General features: G+C 60.3%; 16 protein-coding genes. 13 read left to right on the top strand and 3 right to left on the bottom strand.

All coding sequences use genetic code 11. The features are described from left to right. Positions 1-18 precede the first annotated feature (18 nt). From NXC24_RS14890 to ureG, 13 genes are all read left to right on the top strand, one after another. On the top strand, positions 19-372 hold the full coding sequence (locus NXC24_RS14890; RefSeq protein ID WP_104824002.1) for a DUF6867 family protein: 354 nt from the start codon (positions 19-21) through the stop codon (positions 370-372). Positions 373-555: 183 nt separating this feature from the next. Continuing rightward, positions 556-1,677 carry a branched-chain amino acid ABC transporter substrate-binding protein gene (locus NXC24_RS14885; protein WP_104824001.1) on the top strand — a complete coding sequence of 374 codons (1,122 nt, stop codon included), beginning with the start codon at positions 556-558 and terminating at the stop codon, positions 1,675-1,677. A gap of 151 nt (positions 1,678-1,828) precedes the next feature. Then, positions 1,829-2,800: a D-glycerate dehydrogenase gene (locus tag NXC24_RS14880; RefSeq protein ID WP_104824000.1), complete on the top strand. Its 972-nt coding sequence runs from the start codon at positions 1,829-1,831 to the stop codon at positions 2,798-2,800. A gap of 199 nt (positions 2,801-2,999) precedes the next feature. Further along, positions 3,000-3,821, top strand: a complete 822-nt coding sequence (locus NXC24_RS14875; RefSeq protein WP_104823999.1) for an urease accessory protein UreD — start codon at positions 3,000-3,002, stop codon at positions 3,819-3,821. Positions 3,822-3,852: 31 nt separating this feature from the next. Then, positions 3,853-4,155 carry an urease subunit gamma gene (locus NXC24_RS14870; protein WP_104823998.1) on the top strand — a complete coding sequence of 101 codons (303 nt, stop codon included), beginning with the start codon at positions 3,853-3,855 and terminating at the stop codon, positions 4,153-4,155. Positions 4,156-4,175: 20 nt separating this feature from the next. Further along, the gene (locus NXC24_RS14865) at positions 4,176-4,481 is read left to right on the top strand and encodes an urease subunit beta (protein ID WP_104823997.1); all 306 of its coding nucleotides are present in this window, start codon (positions 4,176-4,178) and stop codon (positions 4,479-4,481) included. Positions 4,482-4,501: 20 nt separating this feature from the next. Continuing rightward, positions 4,502-4,939, top strand: a complete 438-nt coding sequence (locus tag NXC24_RS14860; protein WP_104823996.1) for a lysozyme inhibitor LprI family protein — start codon at positions 4,502-4,504, stop codon at positions 4,937-4,939. A gap of 17 nt (positions 4,940-4,956) precedes the next feature. Then, positions 4,957-5,580 (top strand): Urease operon accessory protein, encoded by a 624-nt coding sequence (locus tag NXC24_RS14855; RefSeq protein ID WP_104825180.1) that lies wholly within the window; start codon positions 4,957-4,959, stop codon positions 5,578-5,580. A gap of 3 nt (positions 5,581-5,583) precedes the next feature. Continuing rightward, complete coding sequence (gene ureC, locus NXC24_RS14850; protein ID WP_104823995.1) at positions 5,584-7,296, top strand: urease subunit alpha; 1,713 nt, start codon at positions 5,584-5,586, stop codon at positions 7,294-7,296. A 278-nt stretch (positions 7,297-7,574) separates the two neighbouring features. Continuing rightward, a complete protein-coding gene (locus tag NXC24_RS14845; protein WP_104823994.1) occupies positions 7,575-8,435 on the top strand; it encodes a GGDEF domain-containing protein in 861 nt (286 codons plus the stop codon). 79 nt (positions 8,436-8,514) lie between these two features. Further along, on the top strand, positions 8,515-9,039 hold the full coding sequence (gene ureE, locus NXC24_RS14840) for an urease accessory protein UreE (protein WP_104823993.1): 525 nt from the start codon (positions 8,515-8,517) through the stop codon (positions 9,037-9,039). 5 nt (positions 9,040-9,044) lie between these two features. Further along, positions 9,045-9,731, top strand: a complete 687-nt coding sequence (locus NXC24_RS14835) for an urease accessory protein UreF (protein WP_104825179.1) — start codon at positions 9,045-9,047, stop codon at positions 9,729-9,731. Between the two features lie 106 nt (positions 9,732-9,837). Continuing rightward, on the top strand, positions 9,838-10,449 hold the full coding sequence (gene ureG / locus NXC24_RS14830) for an urease accessory protein UreG (RefSeq protein WP_104823992.1): 612 nt from the start codon (positions 9,838-9,840) through the stop codon (positions 10,447-10,449). 39 nt (positions 10,450-10,488) lie between these two features. Here the strand turns inward: ureG and NXC24_RS14825 are convergent, their stop codons facing one another. The 3 genes from NXC24_RS14825 to NXC24_RS14815 all read right to left on the bottom strand — a co-directional run bounded on the left by NXC24_RS14825 (position 10,489) and on the right by NXC24_RS14815 (position 16,389). Beyond that, complete coding sequence (locus tag NXC24_RS14825; RefSeq protein WP_104823991.1) at positions 10,489-13,815, bottom strand: efflux RND transporter permease subunit; 3,327 nt, start codon at positions 13,813-13,815, stop codon at positions 10,489-10,491. Positions 13,816-13,829: 14 nt separating this feature from the next. Further along, positions 13,830-14,981, bottom strand: a complete 1,152-nt coding sequence (locus tag NXC24_RS14820) for an efflux RND transporter periplasmic adaptor subunit (protein ID WP_245463884.1) — start codon at positions 14,979-14,981, stop codon at positions 13,830-13,832. 439 nt (positions 14,982-15,420) lie between these two features. Beyond that, entirely contained in the window at positions 15,421-16,389 is a 969-nt protein-coding gene (locus tag NXC24_RS14815) for an ABC transporter substrate-binding protein (RefSeq protein WP_104823989.1), read from the bottom strand. Between the last annotated feature and the right edge of the window lie 33 nt (positions 16,390-16,422).

The raw sequence follows: 16,422 nt of genomic DNA, 5'->3' as shown, positions 1-16,422 counted from the left end.
TTTTGCGGAGAATTTGATATGCAGGGACTTTTCTTCGAAAGCGATACCGGCGGGCGCCTCGTCATTCGTGTGGTTATCGTTCTTTTGGGTTTCTGGACGGCGTGGCGCGCCGGCCGCGCCGTGGCGAGCAACTGGAACTCCTACCCGCTGGCGGTCATCTATACTTTCCTGATCGGCCTCGGGCTGCAATTCCTGCATCACGCGCTGTTCAACGGCCCGGTATTCGACCTCGGCAACTATATTCTCGACGTGGTCCTTCTCCTCATCTTCTCGACGGCCAGCTATCGCTACCGCCGCACCTACCAGATGGTGAACAACTACTACTGGCTCTACGAAAAGACCTCGGCCTTTTCGTGGAAGAAGAAGAATTGACAGTGCGCCGAAACTAGGCTCAGTCTGAATACAAGGTGGGCTTGATCCTATCCGAAAACCGCTCGACATTTTTCGGGATCCTGTCCTCCCTACTTCGAAATACAAGCTTACCGGCGCGATGATTGGTGGGTATTGCGCAGGGCAACTCAAACGGAACCCGCTCAAAAAATTGGGAGTAACAATATGAAGAAGTATCTTCTGTCGGCCGTGGCTCTGTCGGCGATGATCGCGCTCAGCGGCGTTGCGAAGGCTGACATCATCGTTGGCGTTGCAGGCCCGCTGACGGGTGCAAATGCTGCGTTCGGCTCTCAGCTCCAAAAGGGTGCCGAGCAGGCCGTAGCGGACATCAACGCTGCCGGTGGCATCAACGGTGAAAAGATCAAGCTCGAACTCGGCGACGACGTTTCCGACGCCAAGCAGGGCGTTTCGGTCGCCAACAAGTTCGTCGCTGACGGCGTCAAGTTCGTTGTCGGCCACTTCAACTCGGGCGTTTCCATCCCGGCTTCGGAAGTTTATGCCGAAAACGGCATCCTTCAGATCACCCCGGCTTCCACCAACCCGGTATTCACCGAACGTGGCCTGTGGAACACCTTCCGTACCTGCGGTCGTGATGACCAGCAGGGTGCCGTTGCCGGCAAGTACATCGCCGACAACTTCAAGGGTGCCAAGGTTGCCGTCGTTCACGACAAGACCCCCTATGGCCAGGGCCTTGCCGACGAAACCAAGAAGAACCTCAACGCTGCCGGCGTGAAGGAAGTTCTCTACGAAGGCATCACCCCCGGCGACAAGGACTATTCGGCCCTCATCGCCAAGATGAAGCAAGCTGGTGTCGACTTCGTCTACTACGGCGGTCTGCACACCGAAGCCGGCCTGATCATGCGCCAGATGGCCGACCAGGGCGTCAAGGCTCACTTCATGTCCGGTGACGGTATCGTCTCGAACGAGCTGGCTTCGATCGCCGGCGACGCCGTTGACGGCACGCTGATGACCTTCGCGCCGGATCCGCGCAAGAACCCGGCTTCCAAGGATCTGGTCGCCAAGTTCCGCGCTGCGGGCTATGAGCCGGAAGGCTACACGCTCTATGCGTATGCTGCCATGCAGGTCATCGCCGACGCCGCAAAGGCTGCCGGCTCCAACGACCCGATGGCCGTTGCCGACGCGCTGAAGGCAAAGGGTCCGTACAAGACCGCCATCGGCGAACTCGGCTTCAACGAAAAGGGCGACATCACCCGTCCGGACTACGTGATGTACAAGTGGTCGAAGGGTTCCGACGGCAAGTACAACTACGCCGAAATGGAAAAATAAGCATCTGCATCGCCGGCTTTCCGGTGATGCGTTCGATCTGGAAGCCCGGTCATTGGCCGGGCTTCTTTGCATTCAAGCTGTGATGACAGCATTTCCTTTGCGGCGATCGTGCTCTAAGTCTGAGCCTATCTCGGCAGGAGGAAGATGCAGCATGACCAGACCCCGTATTCTCGTCACCCGGCGCTGGCCGGCCGCGGTGGAGGCCGTACTTTCCGAGCGCTTCGAAGCGACGTTCAATTCGGATGATATAGCGCTCGATGCCCGGCAGTTGCGCGAGGCCCTGCTATCTTATGATGCGGTGCTGCCGACCGTTTCCGATAGACTGCCGGCCGCGCTTTTCGAAGGCGATGCCATCAGGACAAAAATCGTCGGCAATTTCGGCGTGGGCTTCAATCATATCGACGTCGCTTCCGCCAAGGCCAAGGGCATCGTCGTCACCAACACGCCGGGGGTGCTGACCGATTGTACCGCCGATATCGCCATTCTGCTGCTGCTGTCCGTGGCGCGCCGCGCCGGGGAAGGGGAACGCGAGCTGCGTGCCGGCGAATGGAGCGGCTGGCGGCCGACGCACTTGATCGGCACGAAGGTCACCGGCAAAACCGTCGGCATCATCGGTTTCGGCCGCATCGGCAAGGCTTTCGCGCAGCGCTGTCATTTCGGTTTCGGCATGGAGGTCGTCTTCTATAATCGCTCTGCGGTCGATCCGATGGAAGCAACGCGGTACGGCGCGGTGCAATTGCCGACGATCGAGGATGTGCTTGCAGCCTCCGATTTCGTGTCGTTGCATTGCCCTGGCGGCGCCGAGAACCGTCACCTGATGAATGCTGCCCGTTTCGCCGCCATGAAGCCTGGCGCCTTCCTGATCAACACCGCCCGCGGCGATGTCGTCGACGAGGCAGCGCTGATTTCAGCCCTGGAGCAAGGCACCATCCGTGGCGCCGGCCTCGACGTCTATGAAGCGGAGCCGAATGTGCCGGAGAAATTGAAGGCGATGGAGAATGTCGTGCTGCTGCCGCATCTTGGCAGCGCGACCGAAGAGACGCGCACGGCCATGGGAATGAAGGTGGTGGACAATATCACCGCTTTTTTCGAAGGGCGCGAGCCGCCGGATCGGGTGGCTTGATTCCGTCGGCGCTGCCTTTACCGCCGTAGAAGCGCAGCCATTGCCACTCTTTTCATCGTCTGGCGAAAAATGCAGCGGATGCCAGCCGCAGCAGACCGGTGTTCTAGGGCGTTGCATAAGGCACAGAAATTGCTTGCCTTTACTCCTTGACGGGTTTCAAAGACCGGCGATGGCATGATGTGAGGAGCGCAGAGGCAGGATGGCGATGGCAGCGGCGAGCACAAGACCGCAGAGGGCGCGCGGGCGCGGCCATCTGGCGGCCAAGGCGCTTGATGGGCGCACGCGCCTTGCCGAACTTTTCCAAGAAGGTGCGGCGAAGATTCGCCTGCCTGACACGTTCGACAATTCCATGGAAGCCGTCATCATCAACACCGCCGGCGGGTTGACCGGCGGCGACCGGATGGATTGGAGCATCGTCGCGGGACCCGGCACACGCATCGATGTGACCACCCAGGCCTGCGAGAAAATCTATAAAGCATCCGCAGGCACCGCTGAAGTCGTGACTTCGATCAAGGTCGATACTGACGCGCGTGTCGATTGGTTGCCGCAGGAAACCATTCTGTTCGATCGCGCCTCGCTGTCGCGCAGGCTCGATGTCGATCTTGACGAGACCGCCGAATTTCTGGCCGTCGAGGCAATTTTGCTGGGCCGCAAGGCGATGGGCGAGGCGATGGTGCGGGGGCTGTTTCGCGACCGCTGGCGCATCCGCCGCGCCGACCGGTTGATCCATGCCGAGGAGCTGAGGCTCGATGGCGATGTCGCAGCGTTGACGGCCGAACATGCCGTTCTGAGCGGCCAGGTTGCCTTTGCGACTCTGCTCTATGCCGGGCCGCTGGCGGAGACCTATCTCGCCAAGGTGCGGCCGCTCGTTGGGGAGCATATGGGCGGTGCCAGCCAATGGCGCGACAAGCTGGTGGTACGGCTGGCGGCGTCCGACGGCTTCGCACTTAGAAAAATCCTGATCCCGGTCATTTCCGCCTTGCGTAACGGAACGCCAGTGCCGAAAGTCTGGAATCTGTAGTTCGAGCAAATAGCAATTACATAGGTAGGCGATGAACCTCACTCCGAGAGAAAAAGATAAGCTGTTGATTTCCATGGCGGCAATGGTGGCACGGCGGCGGCTGGAGCGCGGCGTCAAGCTCAACCATCCGGAAGCCATCGCGCTGATCACCGACTTCGTCGTCGAAGGTGCCCGCGACGGCCGCCCGGTCGCCGAACTGATGGAAGCGGGCGCCCATGTCATCACCCGCGAGCAGGTGATGGAGGGAATTGCCGAGATGATCCATGACGTACAGGTCGAGGCGACGTTTCCGGATGGAACGAAGCTCGTGACCGTGCACGAGCCGATCCGCTGAACGACGGCAGAGGAAAAACCATGATTCCAGGCGAAATTCTTGCCGCAAGCGGCGATATCGAACTGAACGCCGGCGCGCCGACGATAACGCTGGAGGTCTCCAATACCGGCGACCGGCCGGTGCAGGTGGGCAGCCACTATCATTTTGCCGAAACGAACGGTGGTCTTGCCTTTGACCGCGACAAAGCCAAGGGCATGCGTCTCGATATCCCCGCAGGGACCGCAGTGCGTTTCGAGCCGGGCCAGACGCGCTCGGTGACGCTGATCCCGCTCTCCGGCAAGCGCGAGGTCTACGGCTTCCGCCAGCAGATCATGGGCAAACTCTGAGGCTAACGGGGAGAGGCGGTATGTCTTTGAGAATGCTTGCGTCCGGTGCATGTGTTGCGATGGTTTTGATGTGCGGCTCGGCCCATGCGCAAAACGATACGGACCAGCCGGAGGTCGATTGCAATAATGCAGAGACGCAGATGGACATGAACATCTGCTCGCAGCGCGACTACGACAAGGCCGACAAGGCTTTGAACGAGCAATACAAAAAGACGCGTGCGGCCATGGTTGCCACCGATGCCGATCTCGATGCCGACCAAAAAGGCGCCGAAAAGGCATTGGTCAAGGCGCAACGCGCCTGGGTCGACTATCGCGATGGCCAATGCGAAGCGGAGGGCTTCGAGGCGAGAGGCGGTTCTATGGAGCCCATGCTCGTTTCCGGATGCAAGGCGACCTTGACGAAGCAGCGGACCAAAGAGCTAAAGGCACTGGCCGATGGGCCGGAGGGTGCGCAGTGAGCGCAAAACGCAGGATCATGATCGTCGGCAACGGCGAGATCGCAGAAGCGGCGGCGAAAGAGATCGCCGCCGCCGATCTGGTCGTGCGTTTCAACGATTGCCGTTCCGTTGCGTTGAGCGGCAGCCGCACCGATATCGTCGCGGTCTGCAACACCGGCCGACCGGCGCGAGCGATGCTCGGTTCTGCCGAATGGCGCAACAGTCCGCCGATCGCCGCCGCGTCGGAAATCTGGAGCGTCCGTGACCCTCGCAAGTTTGCTGCGCTACGCGCGCCACTGGCGTTGTCGCATCCGGAACTCAACGATTTCTGCGATGACTACACGGATCAATTCACCGCTTTCTGTAATGCCACACGCAAACGTCATGTGGTTATCGACCAATCGGTTCATGAGAGCGTCGATGAAGCGCTCGCGGCGCACGAACCGGGTGCCTATATCGTGCCGAGCAGCGGCATGGTTGTCATTGCCGATCTGCTTTTGCGCTATCCAGATGATGACATCGCCATCACCGGCTTCAGCCATACCGGATGGGATGGCCATCCGTTTGCGGCGGAGAAACGGCTGGTCGACTTTTATATTTCCCTCGGTCGCCTGAGGCGCATCGCCAACAAGACTCCCATTCTTTCCTCCCAAGGAGCCTGATTTATGCCCTATAAGATTTCCCGCGCGGCCTATGCCAACATGTTCGGGCCGACCACCGGCGATAAGGTGCGGCTTGCCGATACGGAACTTTTCATCGAGGTGGAGAAGGATTTCACCACCTATGGCGAGGAGGTGAAGTTCGGCGGCGGCAAGGTCATTCGTGACGGCATGGGGCAGAGCCAGGTGACGCGGGCGAACGGTGCTGTCGACACCGTCATCACCAACGCGCTGATCGTCGATACCTGGGGGATCGTTAAGGCTGATATCGGCCTCAAGGACGGCAGGATCGTCGCGATCGGCAAGGCCGGCAATCCGGACATGCAGCCGGGCGTCAACATCATCGTGGGTCCGGGCACGGAGGCGATCGCAGGTGAGGGCAAGATCGTCACGGCTGGCGGTATGGACAGCCATATCCACTTCATCTGCCCGCAGCAGATCGAAGAGGCGCTGATGAGCGGGCTGACGACCATGCTGGGCGGCGGCACGGGACCGGCGCACGGAACGCTCGCCACCACCTGCACGCCCGGCCCATGGCATATTGCCCGCATGATCGAGGCTGCCGACGCCTTTCCGATGAACCTCGCCTTTGCCGGCAAGGGCAATGCCTCGCTGCCCGGCGCGCTCGAGGAGATGGTGCTTGCCGGCGCCACCTCGTTGAAGCTGCACGAGGATTGGGGGACGACGCCCGGCGCGATCGACTGCTGCCTCACGGTCGCCGATGCATATGATGTGCAGGTGATGATCCACACGGATACGTTGAACGAAAGTGGCTTCGTCGAAGACACGATCGGCGCCATCAAGGGCCGTACCATCCATGCGTTTCATACCGAAGGGGCAGGCGGCGGCCATGCGCCCGACATCATCAAGATCTGCGGCCAGTCGAATGTCATACCGTCGTCGACCAATCCGACGCGTCCCTATACGGTTAACACGATTGCCGAGCATCTCGACATGTTGATGGTCTGCCATCACCTGTCGCCGTCGATCCCGGAAGACATTGCTTTCGCCGAAAGCCGCATCCGCAAGGAGACGATTGCGGCGGAAGACATTCTTCACGATATCGGTGCCTTCTCGATCATTTCGTCCGACAGCCAGGCCATGGGCCGCGTCGGCGAAGTGGCGATCCGAACCTGGCAGACCGCCGACAAGATGAAGCGCCAGCGCGGCCGCCTTGCCCAGGAAACCGGCGACAACGACAATTTCCGCGTCAAACGCTATATCGCCAAATACACGATCAATCCGGCGATCGCCCATGGCCTCAGCCATGAGATCGGCTCGATCGAAGCCGGCAAGCGCGCCGATCTGGTGATCTGGAACCCGGCCTTCTTCGGAGTGAAGCCGGATATGGTCCTGCTCGGCGGCTCGATCGCAGCCGCTCCCATGGGCGATCCGAACGCCTCCATCCCGACGCCGCAGCCGGTGCATTACCGCCCGATGTTTGCCTCTTTTGGCAAGAGCCTGACAAACTCCTCGGTTACTTTCGTGTCGCAGGCTTCGCTCGACGCCGGACTTGCCGGAAGGCTCGGCGTCGCCAAGAGCCTTGTTGCCGTCAAGAATACCCGCGGGGGGATTTCCAAGGCGTCGATGGTTCACAACAGCCTGACGCCGCATATCGAAGTGGATCCGGAGACCTATGAAGTGCGCGCCGATGGCGAGCTTCTGACCTGCGAGCCGGCGACGGTGCTGCCGATGGCGCAACGTTATTTCCTGTTTTAACGGGAACTGCGACGTTTCATCGCCTGTGGATTACGAGAGCCCCTGGATTTCAGGGGTTTTTCGTGAAGACCCCAAACTATTGCAGCATAATCAGAGACTTGTATCGGCGCTCGTTCGCGTCGCAACCTCACGTAAGGGCACGCGTGAGTTTGATGCCAAATCTCAGCAGTTCATAAGTTGAGAAATGTCCAGCATTTTAACGATCGCGTTAAAGACCTGGAAGAGCGTTCGCCCCTATCTCAAATCATCGAATTGATGGGCTGAGGAAGGTGATTCGCATGAAACGGTGGATTTCGCTGCAGGCCGAACTCGGTAATTTCCAGCAGCGTCGCACGATATATATTTTCGCGCTAAAGATGAGTTTTCTAGCGGTCATCCTGTCCGTCGCCATCATTCTCGTGATGCTGCCAGTCGTCGAATGGCTTGGCCTGTTGCCGTTGCCGATACTGGAGGCGATCCGCCTCTGCCTGCTGCTCGCCTGGCTCATCGGCGGAACGGTCTCCGGCGTATTGGCGCTGCTGGCCGGCTATGCCATTCACAAGCTCGCGGTCTCACGCGCCGAATTCGAACGGCTGAGCCGAACCGACATGTTGTCGGGATTGCTGAACCGTCGCGCTTTTACCGATGCGCTGGAGGAGGCGAAAGACGATGCCTCGCTGGTGATCTTCGATGTCGATCGATTCAAGACGATCAATGACCGCTACGGGCATGCTTCGGGCGATGCCGTCATCATCGCCGTGTCGCAAATCTTTTCTGGCATCTTCAAGGGCAGGGATGTGATTGCCCGCCTCGGCGGCGAGGAGTTTGGCGCCATCGTCCATGGCCGCGACATGGCCGAACGCATCGCCCGCATCGAGGGCGTGAAAACGCGGATTGCCGATCACGCCATCGCCGTCGAAGGCGGCGCAGTGAAGATCACTATTTCCGCAGGGATTGCGGATATGTGGGGCGAGCGCAAGAAGGAACTCGTCTATGCCGCCGCGGACAAGGCGCTGTATCTCGCCAAGGCGCTTGGCCGCAATCGTGTCGTTCATGAAAGCGAATGGCTGAACCATGTCTGGCAACGCCGGTCGGTCGAGGAGGGACAAGAAACGGCGCCCGACCATGTGGAGCCGCATCGATACGGCCATGGAATATAGATCTGCGAAACCGGTACTGGTCCTTGCGCGGAAAGCGGCTATTTTGCATGGTCTGATAAAGTTTTGAACTGGACAGGTCATGCTACGCGTCACTTCCTATCTGCCGGCCGGCACCCCATCCTCCAATCCGATCGATCGTGTCGTGCTGCCGCATGATCTCCGGCATCTGCGCCGCAAACTGCTGCATCTCGAAAATGGCGAGATGGTCATGCTCGATCTGAAGGAGCCGGTTCTGTTTGCCAACGGTGATCTTTTGGTGCGCGAAGACGGCGAATTGATCGAAATCGTCGCCGCGGCGGAAAAGCTGTTCGAGATCAAGCCGCGCGATCGCCGGCATCTGATCGAGCTCGCCTGGCATCTCGGCAATCGGCATCTTTCGGCACAGATCGAGGAAGACCGTATCCTCATCCTGCGCGATCATGTCATTCGCTCCATGCTCGAAGGCCTCGGCGCAACGGTAACCGAGGTCAGCGAAGCCTTCCAGCCGGCGCGTGGCGCCTATCATGCTCATGGCGGCCATTCGCACGGTCACGATCACGGGCATCATGATCATGCCCATAATCATGATCACGGGCATGACCATCACGATCATTCGCGCGACTGAACATGATGGGCGGGATTTCAGCGGCGGAGGATGGCGATCTGCAGGCGCTTTTGCGGCTGATGGCTTGGCTGTCGCCGGCTTTCCCCGTCGGTTCCTTCGCCTATTCGGGCGGGCTGGAACGCGCTGTCCATGATGGTCTGGTGCGGGACACGGCGAGCCTTCGGGATTGGATCGTCGCATTGATCCGCCATGGCTCGGTCTGGAACGATGCTGTCTTGCTTGCTGAGGCGCATGGCGCGGCCGAGGATGCGGCGCGGCTGGCCGCGGCGGCCGAGCTTGCCGAAGCACTGGCCGGCTCGAAGGAGCGCCATCAGGAGACCATGCTGCTCGGCGAAGCTTTTCTTTCCGCCGCCAGCGCCTGGCCGCATCCGGTCTTTTCCATGCTGCCGGCGAAAACGGCTTATCCGGTGGCGGTCGGTGCTGTGGCTGGCGCGCATGACATCGCAAGGGAAAAGGCACTCGCGGCTTTCCTGCATGCGCTGGCGTCGCAGATGCTGTCGGCCGGTATTCGCCTCGGGGTGACTGGACAGAAGGACGGTGTCGCGATCCTGGCGGCGCTGGGAGACGTCATCGCCGAGGTCGCAAAGCGGGCGGCGCAATCGAGCCTAGACGATCTCGGTGCCGCGACCGTGCAGGCTGACATTGCCAGCCTTCGTCATGAGACGCAGGGCACCCGGCTCTTTCGATCCTGAGGGAAGGGCGCAGGCAAATATTACGATCGAAGCAGAGCCTACGTCATTCGCCGCTGTGCGAGACGCGTTTGCCTCGCTATTCTATGTTTTTATCGGAGTTTCGAGCATGAAATCGAGAAATGGACCCTTACGCGTCGGCATCGGCGGGCCTGTCGGCTCGGGCAAGACGGCGTTGACCGAAAAGCTTTGTAAGGCAATGCGCGACGATTATTCCGTCGCGGTGGTGACCAACGATATCTACACGACCGAGGATGCCGAGGCCCTGGTGCGCATGCAGGCGCTGACCTCGGATCGGATCGTCGGCGTCGAAACCGGCGGTTGCCCGCACACCGCCATTCGCGAAGACGCGACGATCAACCTGCAGGCCATCGCCGGCCTCAACGAGCGGCTTCCCGATCTCGACGTCGTCTTCATCGAATCCGGCGGCGATAATCTGGCGGCGACCTTTTCGCCGGATCTCGCCGATATCACCATTTATGTGATCTCGGTCTGCCAGGGCGAGGAAATTCCGCGCAAGGGCGGTCCCGGCATTACCAAATCCGACCTTCTCGTCATCAACAAGAAGGACCTCGCGCCCTTCGTCGACGTCAATCTCGACGTCATGGACCGCGATGCGACTCGCATGCGCCAGGCCCGTCCCTTCGTGTTCTCCGATATGAAACGCGGCGATGGCGTCGGAACGATCGTCGACTTCCTAAAGGAACAGGGCGGCCTGTAAGCCGCCCCGCCATTGTCTTCCGTTTCCCGATTTGCCGCTCTATTCGGCGGCGAACGGTGGCAGCTTCAGGATATTCGTCTTGGCGGACGCACCGCGCTGCGGGACGTCCTTGTTTTCCATGGCGTCGAAACGTTCTTCCAACGCTGTGAGCGACTTGCGGTTTTCGTCGACGGCTGCTGCCAGTTTTTCCTTGGTCAGAACCTCGTCATTCACATCCTTCTTGCCGACGAGGCGGCCGAAAAGCCAGGCAAGCAGGCGCGACAGGTCGTCCATGATCAGGAAGAAGGACGGCACGACCACCAGGCTGAGGACGGTCGAGACGATGATGCCGCCGATCACCGCGATCGCCATCGGCGCGCGGAACGTGCCGCCTTCGCCGACGCCGAGCGCCGACGGCAACATGCCGGCGGACATGGCGATCGAGGTCATGATGATCGGCCGTGCGCGCTTGCGGCCGGCCTCGACCACGGCCTCCAGTCGCGGCATGCCATGGTGCATCATTTCGATGGCGAAATCGACGAGCAGAATGGCGTTCTTGGTGACGATACCCATCAGCATCAGGATGCCGATCATGACGGGCATGGAGAGAGCATTGCCGGTCACGATCAGCGCCAGCGCCACGCCACCGATCGCCAGAGGCAGCGACAGCAGGATGGTGAAAGGCTGGATCACGTCCTTGAACAGCAGCACCAGCACGGTCAGAACGAGCAGAAGGCCGAGCAGCATGGCGTTGCCGAAGCTCTGCTGCATTTCCTTCTGGACCTTGGTGTCACCGCTTTCCGCCAGATGGACGCTGGCCGGGATCTTGGCGCTGTTGACGGTGGCGAGGAAATGGCTTGAAGCCGTGTCTAGCGCCACGCCCTGCGGCAGGTCGGCGCCGATCGCGACGACGCGATAGCGGTTGTTGCGCTTGATCGAAGAGAGGCCTTCCGAATAGTCGCTATCGGCCACGCTCGACATCGGCACAGACGCGCCGGTGGCGGTCTTGATGCGCAATGCCCGGATCGCGGCAAGATCGCGGCGCATGCCGATTGCAGCCTGCACGCGGATGGGGATCTGGCGGTCATCGAGCGAAATCTTGGCAAGCGACGCGTCGATATCGCCGATGGTCGCAACGCGCACCGTGTCGGAAATCATCTGCGGCGTAATGCCAAGACGGGCAGCCTCGTCCTTGCGCGGATAGACTTGCAGCTCCGGCCGGGGCAGGGCGCCGTCGGCGCTGACATTGGCAAGCGCCGGATCGGTGCGCAACTTGGCTTCGAGGATGCCGACTGCTTCGTTCAGATCCTTCTCGTTGCGGGAGAGGAAGTTGTAGGTCAGGTCACGGTCGCCGCGGTCATTAAGCTTGGTGATGCGGACGTCGGGGATCGAGCGCAGCTTGGCGAAGACTTCCTTCTCGACCTCCCACTGCGGCTTCACGCGCCCATGGACGGCAACCTTCGGCAGGTAGGGGCCGATCACGGGCAGCGAACCCGCCACATCGTTGACCAGCTTCTTGACGAGCGATTGGTCGAGCTTGCCGAGCGTCAGCGTTACCGTGGCGCGGCGCAGCTCCAGATCGCCCTTCGGCGAGGCGCCGCCAAGGACGAACACATTCTCGACGCCATCGATATCCTTGACGCGCCTGTAAATCTCGTTGGTTGCCTGCTCTGTGTCGTCGAGCCGGGCATTCGGCGGCAGTTCGGCCGACAGCACGATGCGGGAGGAATCATCCGGCGGGATGAAGCTGCCGGGCACGAACATGATCAGAGCGAAGACGGAGGCAACGGAGAATGCAAAGGCCGCAAGCAATGTCGGATAGCGCGTATACCATCTCTTGGTCGTTATCCGAACCAGCCAGCTATAGCCGCGCATGAACCGGCCGTCATTGTCGTGATGGTCCTCGACGGCATCTTCGGCGCGCATGAAATAGGCGGCCATCATCGGCGTGATGAGGCGCGCGACCAGCAGCGAGAAGAATACCGAGAAGGCGACCGTCAGGCCGAACTGGATGAAATATTGGCCGGGAATGCCCGGCATGAAGGAGACGGGCACGAAGACGGCGATGATGGTAAAGGTCGTCGCAATGACCGCGAGGCCGATTTCATCAGCGGCGTCGATCGCAGCGCGATAGGGCGTCTTGCCCATCTTGATATGGCGGGCAATGTTCTCGATCTCGACGATGGCGTCGTCGACGAGAATACCGGTCGCCAGCGTCAGCGCCAGGAAGCTGACCAGGTTCAGCGAGAAGCCGATCTGGTTCATGACCCAGAAGGTGGGGATCGCCGAAAGCGGCAGGGCAACGGCCGAAATCAACGTCGCTCGCCAATTCTTGAGGAACAGGAAGACGACGATGACCGCCAGCAACGCGCCTTCCAGCAGCGTGTGCATTGCCGCTTCGTAGTTGCCGTAGGTGTAATAGACCGCGTCGTCGATCATCTCGATCGAGACATTCGGATTTTCGGCCCGCACCTTGGTCAGGGTGTCGTCCACGGTCTTGGCGACGGATACTTCGCTGGCACCCTTGGCGCGGAACACGCCGAAGGTCACGACGGGCGCGCTGTTGAAGCGCGAGAAGGACTTCGGCTCCTGATAGGTATCCTTGATGACGCCGAGATCGGAGAGCTTGACGAAACGGCCGTTGGTCAAGGCTATGGTGGTGTCGGCGAGCTGGGCGACATCGCGGGCATCGCCAAGGACGCGGATTGCCTGCTCGCTGCCGGCCACCTGGCCGCGACCGGAGCCGAGATCGATGTTGGTGCCGCGCAACTGCTGGCTCACCGAAAGCGCGGTGATGCCATAGGCATTCAGCTTGTTCGGATCGAGTTCGATGCGCACTTCGCGGTCGGCGCCGCCATAGCGGTCGACGCGGCCGATACCGGTCTGACCTTGCAGCGCGCGCTTGACCGTATCGTCAACAAACCAGGACAGTTCTTCGAGCGACATATTCGGCGAGGAAACGGCAAAGCTCTGGATCGCCTGGCCTTCGACATCCACCTTGGAGACAATCGGCTCGTCGATGGTCGACGGCAGATTACCGCGAATGCGGTCGATCGCGTCCTTGGTATCCTGAACGGCCTGCTGCGTCGGCACTTCCAGGCGGAAGATGACCACGGTCTGCGACTGTCCGTCGGTCACCGTCGATTGGATCTCGTCGATACCGTTAATGCTGGCGACGGCGTCTTCGACTTCCTTCGTCACCTGCATTTCGAGTTCGGCAGGCGAGGCACCGCTCTGCGTCACGGTCACGTTGACGACTGGCACGTCGATATTCGGAAAACGGGTGATCGGCAGATTGAAGAAGGCGTGCGCGCCCACCACCATCAGCAGGAAAAAGGCCAGAAGCGACGCGATCGGATTTCGGATGGACCAGGCGGAAAAGTTCATCTTGCCGTTCTCGTTCAGTTGGACGCTTGCGGAGCTTCTTTGACAGGCGTGATGTGATCACCGTCGCGGACATAGGCGCCGGCTTTGGCGACGACTTCGTCACCATCCTTCAGGCCCTTGACGATCTCGACGTAAGCGCCATCCTGAATGCCGGTCTGGACATTGACGAATTTGACGACGCCACTCTCTACCTTGCGGGCGGAAGAGCCATTTTCGTCGCTGTTGACCGCCGTCAGCGGCAGGGAGACGCCCTGTGTCTCGCGGATGATGATCTCGGCGCTGCCATACATGCCCGCGCGCGCCTTTTCGTCGTCATCGATGGAGATGTGGACGGCGCCGAGGCGGGTAACGGCATCGACGATCGGCGCCACCAGGCGGACGGAGCCGGTGAGTTTTTCGCGGCTGCCGGAAAGCGAAATCAACGCCTTCTGGCCAAGGGTAATTTTGGTGATGTCGCTTTCGGAGACATCGACCACCAGCTCCAGATCGCTGTCGCGGATGATGGTAAACAGCGGGTCCCCACTGCCGTTGGCGATGGCTCCCATGCGGGCGTTACGCGAGGCGACCGTGCCGGCGACCGGGGTTTTGACGCCCGTGCGGGCGAGCTTCAGATCGGTATCGGCGATCTGGCTGTCGATGACCTTGAGATCGGCTTCGGCAACTGCGATCGCCTGTTCGGCGGAGGCCACGCGCGCCTTGTTGGCGGCGGCCGTCGCATTCGCCTGCTCGACCGAGGACGTCGAGACGGTGCCCTTGGCACCCATGGCGACCGCGCGGACGCGCTGTAATTCCGCCTCCTCGGCATTGGCATGGGCCTCGGTGAGCTGCGCGCGAAGCTGGGCGAGCGTTGCTTCGCCCTTGGCCTTCGTTGCTTCCATCTGGCTCTTCTGCAGGACCAGCGCATCGTCGTTCAGCGTGGCGAGCGTGCTGTTCGCCTCGACCTTGTCGCCGACATCGGCATTGAGCGAACGGATCGACAGGCCGTCCACCTGCGGCTGGATATAGACCTCGTCCACGGCTTTCACCGTGCCGGTTGCGACGACCTTGTCGGTCAATTTGCGCGTCACAGCCTGTGTAACGACGATTGCAGGCAGGTTCTGCTTCGGCGTGGTGACGGTGGGCTCTTCGGCAAAGGCCGCCGGCGCCGTCAGGAGAACAAGCAACATCGCAGTCGTGCTCAGAAATCTATGCGGCTTAAAGGCCATGCGTCCAATTCCAGTTCGGTACTTCGTGTAAAAGGGATCTCGCTGTTTTCCGTCGCGAGCACGGGGGATTAATGCGTGCGGGCCGGCTCTTTCCGGCGGATCAATATCCGTCTGTCATGCCTGCAAGTCCCTCATCCTCAATTTGCCCCATTAGGTGGGAACGATTTCCAAATCTTGCAAGATCACGAGAAAATGATTTCTGGCGCGCGCGTAATTCTAATGGGCGTTGCATCGCGAATCAATCACGCGCTCGTGATATTTGCATTCAGATGCTTGATCGACGCATGGCTTTTCAGGCAAATGCGGCGACAAAGCCAGCCTTTTATCATCCCTGTTACAAAATGAAAAAAACGCGCGTGGCATAGGCCCCGCGCGTTTCTCCCGTTTTTTGAAGCCAGCCCTATTTCAGCGCGGCGTCGGTGATCTCATGCGTATAAGCACCGGTCGGCTTCTTGCTGATGATCTTCTGGTCGAGAAGGGCGGCGACCGTGCGGTCGTAGAGTTTCTCGTCGAGCTTGCCGTTGCCGATCAGCTTGGCGACTTCGCCCATCATGCGCTTCTGATGGTTTTCGTCCTGACCGCCATTGTCCATGACGATTTCGGCGGCTTCATCCGGATGTTCGACGGCGTATTTCCAGCCCTTCATCGAAGCACGAACGAACTTGACCATGTTGGCCTTGAACTTAGCGTCCTTCAGCTTGGTCTCGTTGACATAGAGGCCGTCTTCCAGAAGGTCGTTGCCGAGCTTGCTATAGTTGAAGACGATCAGATCTTCCGGCTTGAAGCCGGCATCGACCGCCTGCCAGTATTCGTTATAGGTCATGACCGAGATGCAGTCGGCCTGCTTCTGGACGAGCGGCTGAACGTCGAAGCTCTGCTTCAGGACAGTGACGCCATCCTTGCCGCCGTCGGTTTTCAGGCCGATCTTGTGCATCCAGGCGAAGAAGGGATATTCGTTGCCGAAGAACCAGACGCCGAGCGTATGGCCCTTGAAATCGGCTTCGGTCTTCACCGGACCGTCCTTCGGGCAGATCAGCTCAAGGCCGGACTTGTCGTAGGGCTGGGCGATGTTGATCAGCGGCACGCCCTTTTCGCGGGCAACCAGAGCGCCGCCCATCCAGTCGACGATGACATCGGCGCCGCCGCCGGCGATCACCTGCTCCGGCGCGATATCCGGGCCGCCCGGCTTGATGTCAACGTCGAGGCCTTCCTCCTTGTAGAAGCCCTTGTCCTTGGCGACGAAGTAGCCGCCGAACTGACCCTGCGCCACCCATTTCAACTGGAGCGTCACCTTGTCGGCAGCCATCGCCGCCTGCGCTGCGGCCAACGCCATCGCGCTTGCCATCAATGCGACCATCAGTTTTTTCATATTTTTTGTCCTTTTCCCTCTGAAGTTATGCCC

This window comes from Rhizobium sp. NXC24, from assembly GCF_002944315.1.
GTDB lineage: Bacteria > Pseudomonadota > Alphaproteobacteria > Rhizobiales > Rhizobiaceae > Rhizobium.
This window is presented reverse-complemented; position numbering and strand designations above follow the sequence as displayed.

Bases quoted from the DNA above. Each gene is read 5' to 3' on its own strand.
- NXC24_RS14890 (WP_104824002.1), top strand. From the start codon at position 19: ATGCAGGGACTTTTCTTCGAAAGCGATACCGGCGGGCGCCTCGTCATT.
- NXC24_RS14885 (WP_104824001.1), top strand. From the start codon at position 556: ATGAAGAAGTATCTTCTGTCGGCCGTGGCTCTGTCGGCGATGATCGCG.
- NXC24_RS14880 (WP_104824000.1), top strand. From the start codon at position 1,829: ATGACCAGACCCCGTATTCTCGTCACCCGGCGCTGGCCGGCCGCGGTG.
- NXC24_RS14875 (WP_104823999.1), top strand. From the start codon at position 3,000: ATGGCGATGGCAGCGGCGAGCACAAGACCGCAGAGGGCGCGCGGGCGC.
- NXC24_RS14870 (WP_104823998.1), top strand. From the start codon at position 3,853: ATGAACCTCACTCCGAGAGAAAAAGATAAGCTGTTGATTTCCATGGCG.
- NXC24_RS14865 (WP_104823997.1), top strand. From the start codon at position 4,176: ATGATTCCAGGCGAAATTCTTGCCGCAAGCGGCGATATCGAACTGAAC.
- NXC24_RS14860 (WP_104823996.1), top strand. From the start codon at position 4,502: ATGTCTTTGAGAATGCTTGCGTCCGGTGCATGTGTTGCGATGGTTTTG.
- NXC24_RS14855 (WP_104825180.1), top strand. From the start codon at position 4,957: ATGATCGTCGGCAACGGCGAGATCGCAGAAGCGGCGGCGAAAGAGATC.
- ureC (WP_104823995.1), top strand. From the start codon at position 5,584: ATGCCCTATAAGATTTCCCGCGCGGCCTATGCCAACATGTTCGGGCCG.
- NXC24_RS14845 (WP_104823994.1), top strand. From the start codon at position 7,575: ATGAAACGGTGGATTTCGCTGCAGGCCGAACTCGGTAATTTCCAGCAG.
- ureE (WP_104823993.1), top strand. From the start codon at position 8,515: ATGCTACGCGTCACTTCCTATCTGCCGGCCGGCACCCCATCCTCCAAT.
- NXC24_RS14835 (WP_104825179.1), top strand. From the start codon at position 9,045: ATGGGCGGGATTTCAGCGGCGGAGGATGGCGATCTGCAGGCGCTTTTG.
- ureG (WP_104823992.1), top strand. From the start codon at position 9,838: ATGAAATCGAGAAATGGACCCTTACGCGTCGGCATCGGCGGGCCTGTC.
- NXC24_RS14825 (WP_104823991.1), bottom strand. From the start codon at position 13,815: ATGAACTTTTCCGCCTGGTCCATCCGAAATCCGATCGCGTCGCTTCTG.
- NXC24_RS14820 (WP_245463884.1), bottom strand. From the start codon at position 14,981: ATGTTGCTTGTTCTCCTGACGGCGCCGGCGGCCTTTGCCGAAGAGCCC.
- NXC24_RS14815 (WP_104823989.1), bottom strand. From the start codon at position 16,389: ATGAAAAAACTGATGGTCGCATTGATGGCAAGCGCGATGGCGTTGGCC.